The organism is Acinetobacter sp. YH16040_T (assembly GCF_024605785.1).
GTDB classification, from domain to species: domain Bacteria; phylum Pseudomonadota; class Gammaproteobacteria; order Pseudomonadales; family Moraxellaceae; genus Acinetobacter; species Acinetobacter amyesii.
In genome coordinates this window covers 2,786,357-2,800,307 of sequence record NZ_CP094541.1, presented here as the reverse complement: position 1 = coordinate 2,800,307, position 13,951 = coordinate 2,786,357, and the positions used below count along the sequence as shown (strand labels likewise).

Annotated in this window: 13 protein-coding genes; 12 read left to right on the top strand and 1 reads right to left on the bottom strand. The window is 35.8% G+C overall.

Annotation, left to right across the window (positions count from 1 at the left end; all coding sequences use genetic code 11):
* Positions 1 to 16: 16 nt before the first annotated feature.
* From MST16_RS13690 to MST16_RS13640, 11 genes are all read left to right on the top strand, one after another.
* A complete protein-coding gene (locus MST16_RS13690) occupies positions 17 to 943 on the top strand; it encodes a branched-chain amino acid transaminase (RefSeq protein WP_078191262.1) in 927 nt (308 codons plus the stop codon).
* Between the two features lie 84 nt (positions 944 to 1,027).
* The gene (locus MST16_RS13685; RefSeq protein WP_180010950.1) at positions 1,028 to 1,918 is read left to right on the top strand and encodes a mitochondrial fission ELM1 family protein; all 891 of its coding nucleotides are present in this window, start codon (positions 1,028 to 1,030) and stop codon (positions 1,916 to 1,918) included.
* Between the two features lie 12 nt (positions 1,919 to 1,930).
* Positions 1,931 to 2,737, top strand: a complete 807-nt coding sequence (locus MST16_RS13680; RefSeq protein ID WP_180010951.1) for a polysaccharide deacetylase family protein — start codon at positions 1,931 to 1,933, stop codon at positions 2,735 to 2,737.
* 1 nt (position 2,738) lies between these two features.
* On the top strand, positions 2,739 to 3,734 hold the full coding sequence (locus MST16_RS13675) for a glycosyltransferase (protein WP_180010953.1): 996 nt from the start codon (positions 2,739 to 2,741) through the stop codon (positions 3,732 to 3,734).
* Positions 3,727 to 4,755: an ELM1/GtrOC1 family putative glycosyltransferase gene (locus MST16_RS13670; RefSeq protein WP_180010955.1), complete on the top strand. Its 1,029-nt coding sequence runs from the start codon at positions 3,727 to 3,729 to the stop codon at positions 4,753 to 4,755. The genes MST16_RS13675 and MST16_RS13670 overlap by 8 nt, the downstream gene beginning before the upstream one ends.
* Positions 4,752 to 5,816, top strand: a complete 1,065-nt coding sequence (locus MST16_RS13665) for a glycosyltransferase family 4 protein (RefSeq protein WP_180010957.1) — start codon at positions 4,752 to 4,754, stop codon at positions 5,814 to 5,816. Before MST16_RS13670 ends, MST16_RS13665 begins: the two co-directional genes overlap by 4 nt.
* Positions 5,817 to 5,846: 30 nt before the next feature.
* The gene (gene rfbB / locus MST16_RS13660; protein ID WP_180010959.1) at positions 5,847 to 6,905 is read left to right on the top strand and encodes a dTDP-glucose 4,6-dehydratase; all 1,059 of its coding nucleotides are present in this window, start codon (positions 5,847 to 5,849) and stop codon (positions 6,903 to 6,905) included.
* Positions 6,905 to 7,789 (top strand): glucose-1-phosphate thymidylyltransferase RfbA, encoded by an 885-nt coding sequence (rfbA, locus tag MST16_RS13655; RefSeq protein ID WP_019836454.1) that lies wholly within the window; start codon positions 6,905 to 6,907, stop codon positions 7,787 to 7,789. The genes rfbB and rfbA overlap by 1 nt, the downstream gene beginning before the upstream one ends.
* Positions 7,786 to 8,640, top strand: coding sequence for a WxcM-like domain-containing protein (locus tag MST16_RS13650; protein WP_180010961.1), 855 nt, complete (start codon positions 7,786 to 7,788; stop codon positions 8,638 to 8,640). Before rfbA ends, MST16_RS13650 begins: the two co-directional genes overlap by 4 nt.
* Positions 8,637 to 9,764 (top strand): DegT/DnrJ/EryC1/StrS aminotransferase family protein, encoded by a 1,128-nt coding sequence (locus MST16_RS13645; protein WP_180010963.1) that lies wholly within the window; start codon positions 8,637 to 8,639, stop codon positions 9,762 to 9,764. The genes MST16_RS13650 and MST16_RS13645 overlap by 4 nt, the downstream gene beginning before the upstream one ends.
* Complete coding sequence (locus MST16_RS13640; protein WP_019836457.1) at positions 9,764 to 10,597, top strand: glycosyltransferase; 834 nt, start codon at positions 9,764 to 9,766, stop codon at positions 10,595 to 10,597. Before MST16_RS13645 ends, MST16_RS13640 begins: the two co-directional genes overlap by 1 nt.
* Here the strand turns inward: MST16_RS13640 and MST16_RS13635 are convergent.
* A complete protein-coding gene (locus tag MST16_RS13635) occupies positions 10,581 to 11,666 on the bottom strand; it encodes a glycosyltransferase (RefSeq protein ID WP_180010965.1) in 1,086 nt (361 codons plus the stop codon). The genes MST16_RS13640 and MST16_RS13635 overlap by 17 nt on opposite strands.
* 224 nt (positions 11,667 to 11,890) lie before the next feature.
* Between MST16_RS13635 and MST16_RS13630 the strand changes: the two genes are divergently transcribed.
* The gene (locus tag MST16_RS13630; RefSeq protein ID WP_180010967.1) at positions 11,891 to 13,873 is read left to right on the top strand and encodes an acyltransferase family protein; all 1,983 of its coding nucleotides are present in this window, start codon (positions 11,891 to 11,893) and stop codon (positions 13,871 to 13,873) included.
* The last annotated feature ends 78 nt before the right edge of the window (positions 13,874 to 13,951 follow it).

Here is a 13,951-nt window from a genome sequence, read left to right as displayed (position 1 = left end):
ATTTGGAGTGTGTGCCATGAACTTGGCTGATCGTGATGGTTTTATTTGGCAAGATGGACAATTAGTTGACTGGCGTGAGGCGAAAACTCACGTATTAACACATACATTGCATTACAGCATGGGTGTGTTTGAAGGCGTCCGTGCTTATGAAACTCCGAATGGAACGGCTATTTTCCGTTTAAAAGAACACACTAAGCGTTTATTAAATTCTGCAAAAATTTATCAAATGAAAGTCCCATTTGATCATGCAGCATTAGAACAAGCTCAAATTGATGTGGTTCGTGAAAATAAATTGGCTTCTTGCTATTTACGCCCAATTATTTTTATTGGTTCAGAAAAATTAGGTATTGCAGCAACTGATAATACAATTCATGCCGTTGTTGCTGCATGGAGCTGGGGTGCTTACCTTGGTGATGAAGCGATGGCGAAGGGTATTCGTGTTAAAACGTCTTCATTTACGCACCATCATCCAAACGTGACCATGTGTAAAGCAAAAGCATCTGGTAACTATACTTTGTCAATTCTTGCCCACCAAGAAGTGGCACATGCTGGCTATGACGAAGCAATGTTACTCGACCCACAAGGTTATGTATGTCAAGGTTCAGGCGAAAACGTATTCTTAGTTCGTGATGGCGTGATTCATACTCCTGACATCGCGGGTGGTGCACTTGATGGTATTACCCGTCAAACCATTATTACGATTGCGAAAGACCTTGGTTTTGAAGTGGTTGAACGTCGTATTACACGTGACGAATTCTATATCGCTGATGAAGCATTCTTCACAGGTACTGCTGCTGAAGTGACGCCAATCCGTGAATATGATGACCGTCAAATTGGTGAAGGTTGTCGTGGTCCAATCACTGAGCAAATCCAAACTGCATTCTTTAATGCGGTTCAGGGTAAAGACCCTAAATATGCGCACTGGTTAACTTACGTAAAATAAGCTGATCGGTTAAGATGAAAAGGCGAAACTAAGTTTCGCCTTTTTTATTGGCTTGAAGATATTGAATTTTTTTGGAACGAGACTATGCATATTGTTTATGTCAGTGATGGTAAAGCAGGACATCGCTCACAGGCTCTAGGTTTATTTAAGGCCATGCAGCGCCAATCTCAGGAAGCAGTCACATTTCAAGAAATTTCAATTGATGATTTGCCTATAGCGACACTTATTTCTGCACTGTTTAGCCATCAAGTTCATGCCGTAGAACACGTGCCAACCTATATTTTTGGCGTCGGCAGCCATACGCATTTTCGAGTATGGCTGTTAGGCAAAGTGTATAACAAAGCCAAAACCATTATTTTAATGAAGCCAAGCTTGCCGTTTGCATGGTTTGATTATGCTGTAATTCCACAGCACGATGGTATTCAGGCATCAAATAAAGTACTAACCACACAGGGTGCGTTAAATCCTATTGTGAATGAGGAGCGACATCAGCATGGTCGAATCCTGATCGCTTTGGGTGGCTCTTCGAAACGCCATCAGTGGAATGCGGCTAAAGTACTCCAACGAATTGAACAAATAGTCGAGCAAAATCCAAATTCACAAATCCTTTTGACCACTTCACGGCGCACACCAAAAGCGTTTTTAGCAGAATTAAAACAGTTAAAGAATATTGAAAAAGTACAGATTTTCCCAGTTGAAGTCACTCCGCAAGGTTGGATTTTCGAAGAAATGCAAAAAGCCGAAGCGGTTTGGGTAACTGAAGATAGTGTTTCAATGATTTACGAGGCTCTCACCGCGGGTTGTAAAGTCGGGGTAATTGAAGTGGATCGGTTGAAGGAAGATCGGATTACAGGTTCAATAGATTTGATTTTGCAAAAGGGCCTGGTTTCTTTATCAAGTTCAATTTTGCAATTGGCTGAACCTAGCGCTTTTAAAGAAGCGGATCGTGTGGCAACATATCTTCTGACAAAATAACTGGTCTTAACCGTGATTTATATATTCATTTTTCTGTTGGTTTTGATGATTGCATTTAGTTTTAAATATGCATGGTGGAAGCCAGCAGTAGATTGGGATAGACCACGAATTTTAATGTATCACATGGTACGTGAGCATATAGATGGTGCAAAGTTTAATAAATTACGAGTTAAGCCTACTGAGTTTGAAAAGCAAATAGCATGGTTAAAAGCAGAAGGTTTTAACTTTGTAACTATGCAGGAATTACAAGATCATTGGGGGGAGCATCCTGCAAAAACTGTTGCAATCACTTTTGATGATGGTTATTTAGATAACTTGGAAAATGCTTTTGCAATTTTAGAAAAATATCAAGCCAAAGCGACGATTTATGTAGTGGTAGACCGACATGATCGAGATTGGTCAACCTACAAAAAAGCGCATCATAATAGTGGTGAACTTGCCCGTGAACCTAAATTAAATGATGAACAAGTCAAATTTTTATCAAATTCTGGTTTGATTGAAATTGGTTCACATACAATGACCCATGCGAATCTTGCAAAGTTGGATGATACTGAATGCTTAGATGAGTTAACACAATCCAAGCAATCACTTGAAAGTTTGATTCATCGCTCTGTAAATAGCTTTGCATATCCATTTGGTATTTATGCAGCGCGTGATGTAAGTTTGGCGCAGCAGGCAGGATATACCAATGCAGTAACAACACAAGAAGGCATAGATGGGAAAATGCCTGATCTTATGCAATTGCAACGTATTAAAATCAGCGGAAAAGATTCATTATTTGCTTTTAAATTGCGAATGAAATTGGGGAAGCGGAATTAAGATGCATATCTGTTTAGTGATGGCTGGCGATGAAGATGGTGGTTTGGAAAAGCATGTTGTTGAGTTAGCGAATGGCCTAGTTAAGTATGGTCATAAAGTTACTTTAATTGCTCATGAAAAATACCAATCCCGAGTTGATGGAGTTGATTTTAAAGCATTAGATTTAAGCAAGGGGCGTAGGAATCTTATTTTATTATGGCAACTTTATCATCTTGTTAAATCAATCAGAGCAGATGTTTTACACGTACATGCAAATAAAGCTGTAACTATGATTGCTCCATTTTTAACGTGGTTAAAAATTCCAAGTGTAGCAACTTTACATAATTTTAAGAGGAATATAACAGCATTTGAAAAATTTGATCGAGTAATAGCGGTAAGTCAGAGTGTAGCGAATCAATTTTCAAATCAACAGAAAGTTAGAGTCGTTTTAAATGGAGTAAGTGTACCTAAAAATGAAGTTTCTGAAAAAAAAATTAATAGCAATATACAGGCTTTAGCAATTGGGCGATTAGTGCCAGCAAAAGGTTTCGATCTTTTAATAGAAGCATGGCAAGGTATTTCTGCAAACTTAATTATAATAGGTGATGGACCAGATAGAGAAAGCCTGCAACAACAAATTGATTTGTTAGGTTTACAGCAAAACATTCAATTATTAGGATATAGAAGTGACGTCAATGAGCTGCTATATAATTCAGATATTTTAGTAATTTCTTCTAGAAATGAAGGTGGGCCATACACATTATCAGAAGCATTGCTTTCGAATCGTCCAGTCATTTCTACGAATGTTGGCATGGTTTCTGATATTTTGCCTTTTGAATTTATATGCCCAATACAAGATGTTTTAGCATTACATAATTTAATTGAAAAGCATTTTTCCAATTTTAAAGATCTACAGCAGTCTTTTAAACCAATTTATGAATTGGCAAAGCAGAATCTTACTATTGATGCCATGCTTGAGCATACTGTTCAAGTATACCAGGAACTAATACGTGGTTAAAAAAGTGAAACAAAAGAAAATAGTATGGGTGGTTAGTGATGGCATACCTGGACATTTTAATCAGTCCAAAGGGGTGCTTTTTGCATTAGAAATACTATTTGATTTGGATGTTTATTGGATCGATTTAAAACTGAGAAATAGTTATTTACGTCGACTATTAGCATTTATATTAAATTTTAATATTCCAAAGCTATCAAAAATTAAATATTTTTATAGACTTTCTTTACTACCTAATAATCAGCCAGATATCGTGATTGGAGCTGGTGGGAATGTATCTTATGCTGTGGCTTGGTTGGCTAGAGCAAAATGTGCTAAAAATATTTTCTGTGGATCTTTGAGGCATTTAAAAAAAGATTTATTCGATGTCGTATTGGTTTTAGAGCCAAATATGCTTCCCCCTTTTATAAGTTTAACAGTGTCTGCAATGCCTTTAAGTCAAAGAATTTTATCGCTTGCATCAAAAAACTGGGTAAAAGAGCATTCAGATATACAATGTGTCGTTTGGACTATGTTAGTTGGAGGAGATGGGGCTGGAGCTAAATATACGATATCAGATTGGGAAAATTTAGCTAAGCAAATGAATTTGCTGGCCGAGCAAAATAATATTTCTTGGTTTGTTAGTACTTCTAGGCGTACAGGTGTAGAGGCAGAAAGAGCTTTAAAAGGAATATTAAAACCTGAATATATCATAGATACTGTATGGTGGAGTGAGCAACCTCGTCAAGTTTTACATGCCTTTTTAGGTTTAAGTGAGAGGGTATATTGTGGAGCGGATTCTATGTCTATGATGATGGAGAGTCTAGCTGCTCAAAGAAAGTTGGTAGTTTATCATCCAGAATGCTTTAAACCAGATACTAAATTTCAAGGAGTTTTAACACATTTGCAGAAGAAAAGTTTTATCCAACTAATTCCAATTTCTGAAGTTGATAGAGCTAGTGGTGTTTTAGAAAAGTTGAAAGTATTAGATTATGAGCCAAGTGAAAAGTTGGCAGAGTTGCTTAACGAAAGGTTATTTTCTTGAAAAAATTAAAAATAGTTCACACAGTTTATGGAGATGCTTCAGGTGGGCGTTGGCAAGCAATGCTGAACACTTTTGATGCATTAGAAAGTAAGGGGTATGAAGATATTTTGGTATATGGTGATGAAAATAAAAAGTTAAAATCTGAAAATTATCCAAAGTTTCTTCTTAATAGCTCAGGATTTTATGACCTAATTGCTGCAGTAAAACTCGCTTTATGGCTACGTTCTTATCGTCCTGATGTTGTGATTGCTCATAGTGGACGTGCTGTTTACTTATTTAAAAATGCGATGTTTTTTTCACAAATCAAATGCCCTGTTATTGCGATGAATCATAGTCATAATGTGAAAAGGACATTACGCGCAGATGGATTTATTCATATTACTCCTTATGTAGCCCAGTGTGTTGCTGATGCTGCAAAAAAGAAGGGTGTGGATTTGAGAAAAAAACCACAAGCGGTTATTCCAAATTTAATACATTTGCCAGATGATGAACCTTCTTTTGCTAAAAAACTTGGGGAACCTGTGGTCTTAGGGATTATGACGCGCTTGGTTGAATATAAGGGTACACACATAGCAATTTCTGCGGTGGAGCAATTAAAGCAAAAAGGATACATGGTCAAGTTGTTGATTGCAGGGGATGGTGAACAGAAAGAGTTTTTATTTCAGCAAGTTAAAGATTTGAATTTGGAGAGTGACGTAGAGTTTTTAGGTTGGATTGGTGGGGAACAAAAAAGAAAGTTTTATAAAGATATTGATATTGCACTCGTTCCTACAATGAATGATACCCAACCCTTGGCTATATTAGATGCTTTTGCTTGGGGGAAACCTGTTGTTGCGAGTGATCATATTAGTGTCCAACAAATTATTCGGCAAGGTGAAAATGGTTTGATGACAAAATGCGGAGATGTTCAAGATCTAGTTAATAATCTAATTATTTTGATTGAATCCCCTGAGCAAATTAGTAGAATTGCACATCTTGGGCACCAAGATGCTAAAAATGAATATCAATTTTGCAAAGTCGCGGATAAGCTGATCACTTTTCTTGATTCTACATATATTTAATAATGTCATTATGGTTTATTTGGGTTGGCTATGAAAATTTTAGTTACAGGCGGTGCAGGATTTATTGGTTCAGCTGTCATCCGCCATATTATTCAAAATACCAACAACCACGTTCTGAATATCGATAAACTGACTTATGCGGGTAATTTAGAATCGTTAAAAGAAATTGATCAACACTCGAACTATGAGTTCAAACAAATTGATATTTGTGATACAGAACAAATTACAGCAGCAATAGATGCATTTCAGCCTAATGCAATTATGCATTTAGCTGCGGAGTCACATGTAGACCGCTCAATTGATGGTCCAGCAGCATTTATTCAAACCAATATTGTGGGAACGTATACTTTATTGGAAGCCGCTCGAAAGTATTGGATGGGGCTTGATGCCGAAGCTCAACAAAATTTTCGTTTTCATCATATTTCAACTGATGAGGTTTATGGTGATTTAGAAGGCACGACAGATTTATTTACTGAAACAAATTCATACGCGCCAAGCTCTCCATATTCTGCCTCTAAAGCCAGTTCAGACCATTTAGTACGTGCTTGGCACAGAACTTATGGCCTACCTGTTATAGTCACCAACTGCTCAAATAATTATGGGCCTTACCATTTTCCTGAAAAATTAATTCCATTGGTGATTCTAAATGCACTGGATGCTAAACCTTTACCTGTATATGGTAATGGTCAGCAAATTCGGGATTGGTTATTTGTAGAAGATCATGCACGTGCTTTATATAAAGTGGTGACCGAGGGTGTGGTGGGTGAAACCTACAATATTGGTGGGCATAATGAAAAGCAGAATATTGAAGTAGTCAAAACTATTTGTAAAATTTTGAATGAGCTAAAACCACAGGTAAATGGTCAAACCTATGAATCACTGATTACATTTGTAAAAGACCGCCCTGGGCATGATTTACGCTATGCGATTGATGCTACAAAAATTCAAAATGAATTAGGTTGGACACCTACAGAAACTTTTGAAACTGGAATTCGTAAAACGGTGCAATGGTATTTAAATAATTTAGATTGGTGTCATCGAGTGCAAGATGGCAGTTACCAACGCGAAAGATTAGGTGTAAATTCATAATGTCAAATACAACAAAAGGTATTATTTTAGCGGGCGGTTCAGGTACACGTTTATATCCGATTACCAAAGGTGTATCTAAGCAATTATTGCCTATTTATGACAAGCCAATGGTGTATTACCCGCTTTCAGTGCTGATGCTTGCGGGTATTCGTGAAGTACTCATTATTAGTACTCCTGAAGATATTGATGGATTTAAGCGTTTATTGGGGGATGGCACTCAATTTGGAATTCAGCTTGAATATGCCGTCCAACCTAGCCCAGACGGCTTGGCACAGGCTTTTATTATTGGTGAAAGCTTTATTGGGGATAGTAATGTTTGCTTAGTGCTTGGCGACAATATTTTTTATGGTCAAGGTTTTACCCCAATGCTCCGTCAAGCCGTCGCTCGTCAAAAAGGTGCAACGGTATTTGGCTATCAGGTGAAAGACCCTGAGCGTTTTGGTGTAGTTGAGTTTGACGAACAAAAGCGCGCAATTTCTTTAGAAGAAAAGCCAAAACAACCTAAATCTCACTTTGCTGTCACAGGTCTATATTTTTATGATAATGATGTGATTCAAATTGCTAAACAGGTAAAACCCTCTGAACGTGGAGAATTGGAAATTACCACAGTCAATCAGATGTATTTAGAGCGCGGTGATTTAAATGTAGAATTGCTTGGACGTGGTTTTGCTTGGTTGGACACAGGTACACATGCGAGCTTACTTGAGGCAGCACAATTTGTAGAAACCATCGAAAAACGCCAAGGCTATAAAGTGGCGTGTTTAGAAGAAATTGCCCTGAATAATGGCTGGCTGAGTAAAGAACAGGTATTAGAAATTGGTCAAAGCATGAGTAAAAATGATTATGGTCAATATCTAATTTCATTGGTGAATGAATTAAAATGAGTTTAATAAAACTAATTTATTTGCCGAGTTTGGGAGATCAGCGAGGGGGATTGGTTGCAATAGAGTCTAATCAATCCATTCCTTTTGAGATTAAGCGTTTGTATTATATTTTTAATACAACCAATCAGTCTCGTGGCTTTCATGCACATATCGATTTAAAGCAAGTCGCGGTGTGCGTCAAAGGAAGTTGTCGTTTTATTTTAGATAATGGTCATGTTAGAGAAGAAGTGATTCTTAGCTCACCAACGCAAGGCCTGTATATTGAGGCTCTAACTTGGCGAGAAATGCATGACTTTTCGGATGATTGTGTTTTATTGGTATTGGCAAGTGAACATTATGATGAAAGCGACTATATTCGTGATTATCAAGAATTTTTAAAAGAAGTACATAAGCCGTTTATTCATCCTTTGGCAGATGTGAAATCCCAAAAAATTGGTCAGAAAACCAAAATTTGGCAATTTAGTGTCGTTTTACAGAATGCAATGATTGGTGAGAATTGTAATATTTGTGCGCATACCCTCATTGAAAATGATGTCATCATTGGCAACAATGTCACCATAAAATCAGGTGTCTATGTATGGGATGGAATCACCTTAGAAGATAATGTCTTTATTGGGCCATGTGTGGCTTTTACCAATGACAAAAAACCAAGATCGAAACAATATCCTGACTCTTTCGCTAAAACAGTAATTGCGGAAGGTGCAAGTATCGGTGCAAATGCGACTATATTGCCTGGAATAAAAATTGGTAAAAATGCATTAGTAGGTGCTGGTGCTGTTGTGACTAAAGATGTGCCAGAAAATGCAATAGTCATTGGTAATCCAGCATTTATTAAAGGTTATATAGAATGATCCCTTTCCTTGATTTAAAAAATATCAATCAGCAGTATCGTGAAGAGTTGGTTACGGCTTGTACGCGAGTGATTGATTCAGGTTGGTATATTGATGGTAAAGAGTTAGAAAGTTTTGAAAAGAACTTTGCTGAATATTGTGGTACACAGTTTGCAATTGGTGTTTCAAACGGCTTAGATGCATTGATTCTGACACTACGTGCATGGAAAGAGCTAGGCAAACTTAAAGATGGAGATGAGGTTATTGTTCCATCTAATACGTATATTGCTAGCATTCTTGCCATTACAGCAAATAACTTGACGCCAGTTTTAGTTGAGCCAAATATTTCTACCTACAATATTGATCCTATAAAAATAAAAGAAGCAATAACGGCTAAAACCAAAGTGATTTTACCTGTCCATTTATATGGTCAATTGGCAGAAATGCCAGAAATTATGCAAATTGCTAAACAACACAATTTATTGGTTTTAGAAGACTCCGCACAAAGTCACGGGGCACAAATACAAGGTAAAAAAGCAGGAAACTGGGGGGATGCTTCAGGTTTTAGTTTTTATCCTGGAAAAAATTTAGGTGCACTAGGTGATTCGGGTGCAGTTACAACCAATGATGCAGAATTAGCGACCATGTTAAAAGCATTGCGTAACTATGGCTCGCATGAAAAGTATAAAAATTTAGTTCCTGGTGTGAATAGTCGGTTAGATGAAATTCAGGCAGCGATGCTTGATATTAAGCTAAAATATTTGGAGCAAGAAACTCAACATAGACGTCACATCGCAGGCTTATATTTAAATGGAATCAAAAATCCACTAATTCAACTGCCATTAGGCGATGTTAATGCTGAATCCTATATGCAGCATGTTTGGCATTTATTTGTAATTCGCACTAATCAACGTGATGCTTTGCAAAAATATCTATTAGATCATGGTGTTCAAACATTAATCCATTATCCGATTCCACCACATAAACAACAATCGTATAAAGAATGGAATAATCTAAGTTTTCCATTAACGGAACTCATTCATCAGCAGGTTCTTAGTTTGCCAATTGGTCCAACGCAAAAGCTGGAAGATACATTGAAAGTGATTGAAGTGTGCAATGCATTTACACTCAAAGGTGGTGTTTAATGCAACCTTTAGTTTCAATTGTAATCCCTTGCTATAATCATGAGTGTTTTATTGAAGACACTATCCAGAGCATCATTGATCAAACGTATGAGCGTATTGAACTCATCATTATTGATGATGGCTCAATAGACCTTTCTGTTGCTAAAATTAAAGCAATGTTACCAATATGTCAAAAACGGTTTGAGAGTGTTTATTTTACTACGCGTCCGAATAAGGGTGTGTGTGCAACTTTAAATGAAGCATTAACGCATTGTCATGGTAAATATGTCAGTTTTATTGCATCTGATGACCTTATGTTGCCTCAAAAAACCTTTATACAGGTTAAATACTTAGAAAATCATGCCGATATAACAGGTGTATTTGGAGGGATTTTTCTTATTAATGATCAAGGTGAGGTTGTTGGTGAAAGAGTCTCTCAAATTACAGAATATACTTTTGAGGATGTCATTAAATCTAAACATGACTTACCTGCACTAACTCAAATGTATTTGTTGTCAGTTCTAAAAGATATTGATGGGTTTGATCCAAATATAAAAATTGAAGATTGGGATTTGCTATTGAGATTACTTCAAAAAAAATATAAGTTAGCTTATATTCCTGAAAAACTTGCAAAATATAGGGTTCATAATACAAATTTTTCAAAAAATAGTTTGCGAATGGCTATAGAAATGCAGAAGGTACTTGAAAAATTTAAGCACGAGCCATATTATTCTTATGTAAATTATAGATTAAATAGAACTATCTTAAGAGAGAGGTTTAAAAAAAGAAATCCTATAAAATATTATATAATGAAAATAATAAATAAAATTAACTATATTAGATCAACGATATAAATTGATCAGCCATATTTTTTATAGAAACTTTATTTTTACATATTTGTGGGTGAACATAAGGTTTTTGTATGCATTTACTTAAAGAGAATGCTAAATCTTGAATATTTTGTTTATTTACTAAAATATCTTTTATGATATTTGCACAAAACAAATCTTCAATACCATGTGAGGAGTTATAGGTAACCACTGGTACATCTAATAAGATTGATTCAGCTAATATAACTGGGCTCCCTTCATACAGTGAGGAGAGCACTAAACACCTACTTTGAAGCATTACTTGATAAGGTTCTTCAATCCAACCTAAAAAATCAACTCGATCGGCTATTTTTAATTCTTTGGTCAACTCTTCTAGTTTTTGTCTTTCTGTGCCATCACCAACAATTGCCATTCTGCCATTTGTATTAGACATAGAAAAAGCTGTGATCGCATGATCTACTTGTTTAATAGGGACTAATCTTCCAACAAAAACGACATCCCACTTTTTTTCTGTTGTTGGATATCGATTGAGGTATTTGGATGGAATATTTACACCATTCGCAATCGTTTTAATGGAATTTGGATTGGAGTATGCTCTAGCTTTATTTTCTAGATCACGGTTAACAGTGATTAAATTTCGATTGTGGAATAATTTAGAAAATTTCCTTTTATTTTTGAAAAAACGTAAGTGTTCTTTCAGTTGCTTCAAACGGTTATTAAATTTACGAACTTCTAAAAGGTCGCCATGGATCCAGTGCCATACATTTCCTTTCAAATAGGGAGTTAACCAATGACCATTATTATAACCTGTCACAATTAGATCAAAATTGTGATTTAGTAACTGAGAAATTTTGTCTTGTTCTGCTAATGTCAGCATTTTATTTTTCCACATTTTACCGTAAGCAAAGGATTCAGCTATTTGCAGATCCATATAGTGGACAAGGGAAGAACAATGATAGTGATTACGTTGTCCATTAAGGACAGCTAAATAAATAATATGATCTTGTTTTGCCAGGTATTCAGCAAGTTGCAGTGTAATCCTTTCTGCACCTCCACAACCTAAGTGGTCGATAATAAACAAGATCTTTGACATTTTTTTAGCAATAGTAGATTGTTGTCATCAGTATATCAGCAAGATTTTTTTTGTAAATTACACTTTAAATTATTACTTTTAAGTCTATTCTAGAAAATCGTATATTAAATAGTACTTTATCTGCATATTTGGCAGGTTATGTTATTTGTCACTTGTAAAGTTATTGTTGTAAATAGCAACCAAGCGAATAGAATAAGCAAAAAATTTTGATTGGCTAGTTGTATATGAGTATAAAGTATAATGCTGATATTGATGGTTTAAGGGCAATAGCAGTTCTCTTTGTTATTTTTAACCATCTTCATGTCAGTTTATTTCAGGGTGGATTTATTGGGGTAGACATTTTCTTTGTGATTTCTGGATATCTGATTACGTCCATAATCTATAAAGAAATGCGGGAAGATCGCTTTCGTATTGGTCACTTTTACAAAAAAAGGGTGATCCGGCTCGCACCGGCTTTTTTTACCATGCTTGCGGTAGTTTCTATTATCAGTTCTTTACTTATGCTTCCACATGAGTTGATGTCTTATTTTGAGAGTGTAATTTACTCAACTTTCTTAATGGCAAATGTATACATGCGTAAAGAGGTTGGTGGATATTTCTCAACAAGTGTTGAGGAGGTGCCTTTACTTCACTTATGGTCATTAGGGATTGAGGAGCAGTTTTACTTATTTTGGCCTTTACTTTTATTGTTCTTGATAAAAAAAATAAATGCAAAATGGCTGATATGGATTGTTATAAGTTTAATTATGCTGTCTGTATTTTATGCAGAGCAACAAATACTGAAAAATGCCGGTAAAGCCTACTATAAAATGCCAGTTCGTGCCTGTGAAATGTTTTTAGGTGCTTTGATTTGCTTTTTGCCGAAGATAAAATTAAAAGGAATATTTATACAAATTGGTATTTACTCAGGTGTTTTATGCTTATTTGCAACAGCGATGATGTTTAATCAGCTGACCAAATTTCCAGGTTTGAATGCCCTGATTCCTTGTCTGGCTACAGCGCTTATTATCTATTTAAGTCAGATCTCGGCTAAAAAAAGTTTTATCTTAGGTAATTCCTATTCTGTTTGGTTTGGGAAAATTTCTTATCCCATGTATTTGTGGCATTGGCCTCTCATTGTTTTTTGTAATATTTATTTAATAGAAATAGGGTTAATGACTCAAGTTTTGATTTTTGTCACAACAATAAGTTTGGCTTATTTTACCTATAAGTATATTGAACTCCCAGCAAGGAAGTGGGTGATATGGTCTAATAAAAAAGTCATTGTATTAGGATTTTTATTACCAAGTATAGGGCTTTCTGCTATAGCAGGAGTTGTGAAATATACTCATGGTTTGCCTGAACGGTTTGATGAAAATGTAAATCGTCAAGTGATGGCACTTCAGTCAGCTGCACATGTAGTAAGGAAGGATTGTCATGATGCACCGAAGGACAAAGTAATTTTGCCTGATACATCATTATGTACTTTAGGTAATGAAAAGAAGAACAATATTGATCTAATATTGCTTGGAGATTCACATGCTAATAGCTTAGCAGGAGCTGTGGATCTTTGGGCAAAAGATTTAGGTTTGAGAGGATATGATCCAACGCAAAGTACAACGTTATATTTACCTCAGATAGAATTGTTTGAAAGACGAGCCAATGATGAATATGTTCTTTTATCTCATTTCAAAACAAGAAATGACAGTTTGACTAAATTATTGCAAGATCATCACTATTCAATAGCTGTAGTGTCAGGTTATTTCTCAGCTTATTTAACTGAAAAAGTCAAACTATCAGACGGCACTGGCAGGTCTAATCAGGAAGTATTTGAAGATGGAATGCGGCGGGCATTTAAAAACATTTCAAAAGCAAGTGATAGAGTCGTTGTGATTTTAGATGTGCCTGAATTGAAGAAGGTCAAAGCTAATTGTGAAGCACGAGTAAAATCGCTTGGGTTATCTAAAAAATGCACAATCTCTGCTAAGGAAATAAAATCTCGGGATCGACAGTATTTAGAAATTCTTGAACGCTTGAAGACTCAATTTCCAAAGCTTGAAATTGTTGATCTTAATCCGCTGTTATGTGATCAAACAGAGTGTCAGACTAGTTTGAATGATATTCCTTTATATCGAGATAAAGACAATCATCATTTATCTTATTATGGAGCGTTAGAGTTAGGCAGAGAATATTCGGAACAACAAGAAAATCCTCTTAAAACAAGATAGCTAATAATGCTGTTTATTTATCAATAACCCAGATTTTTTAGGGTTATTGATAAATCTAATAGCACATAAATAACCACT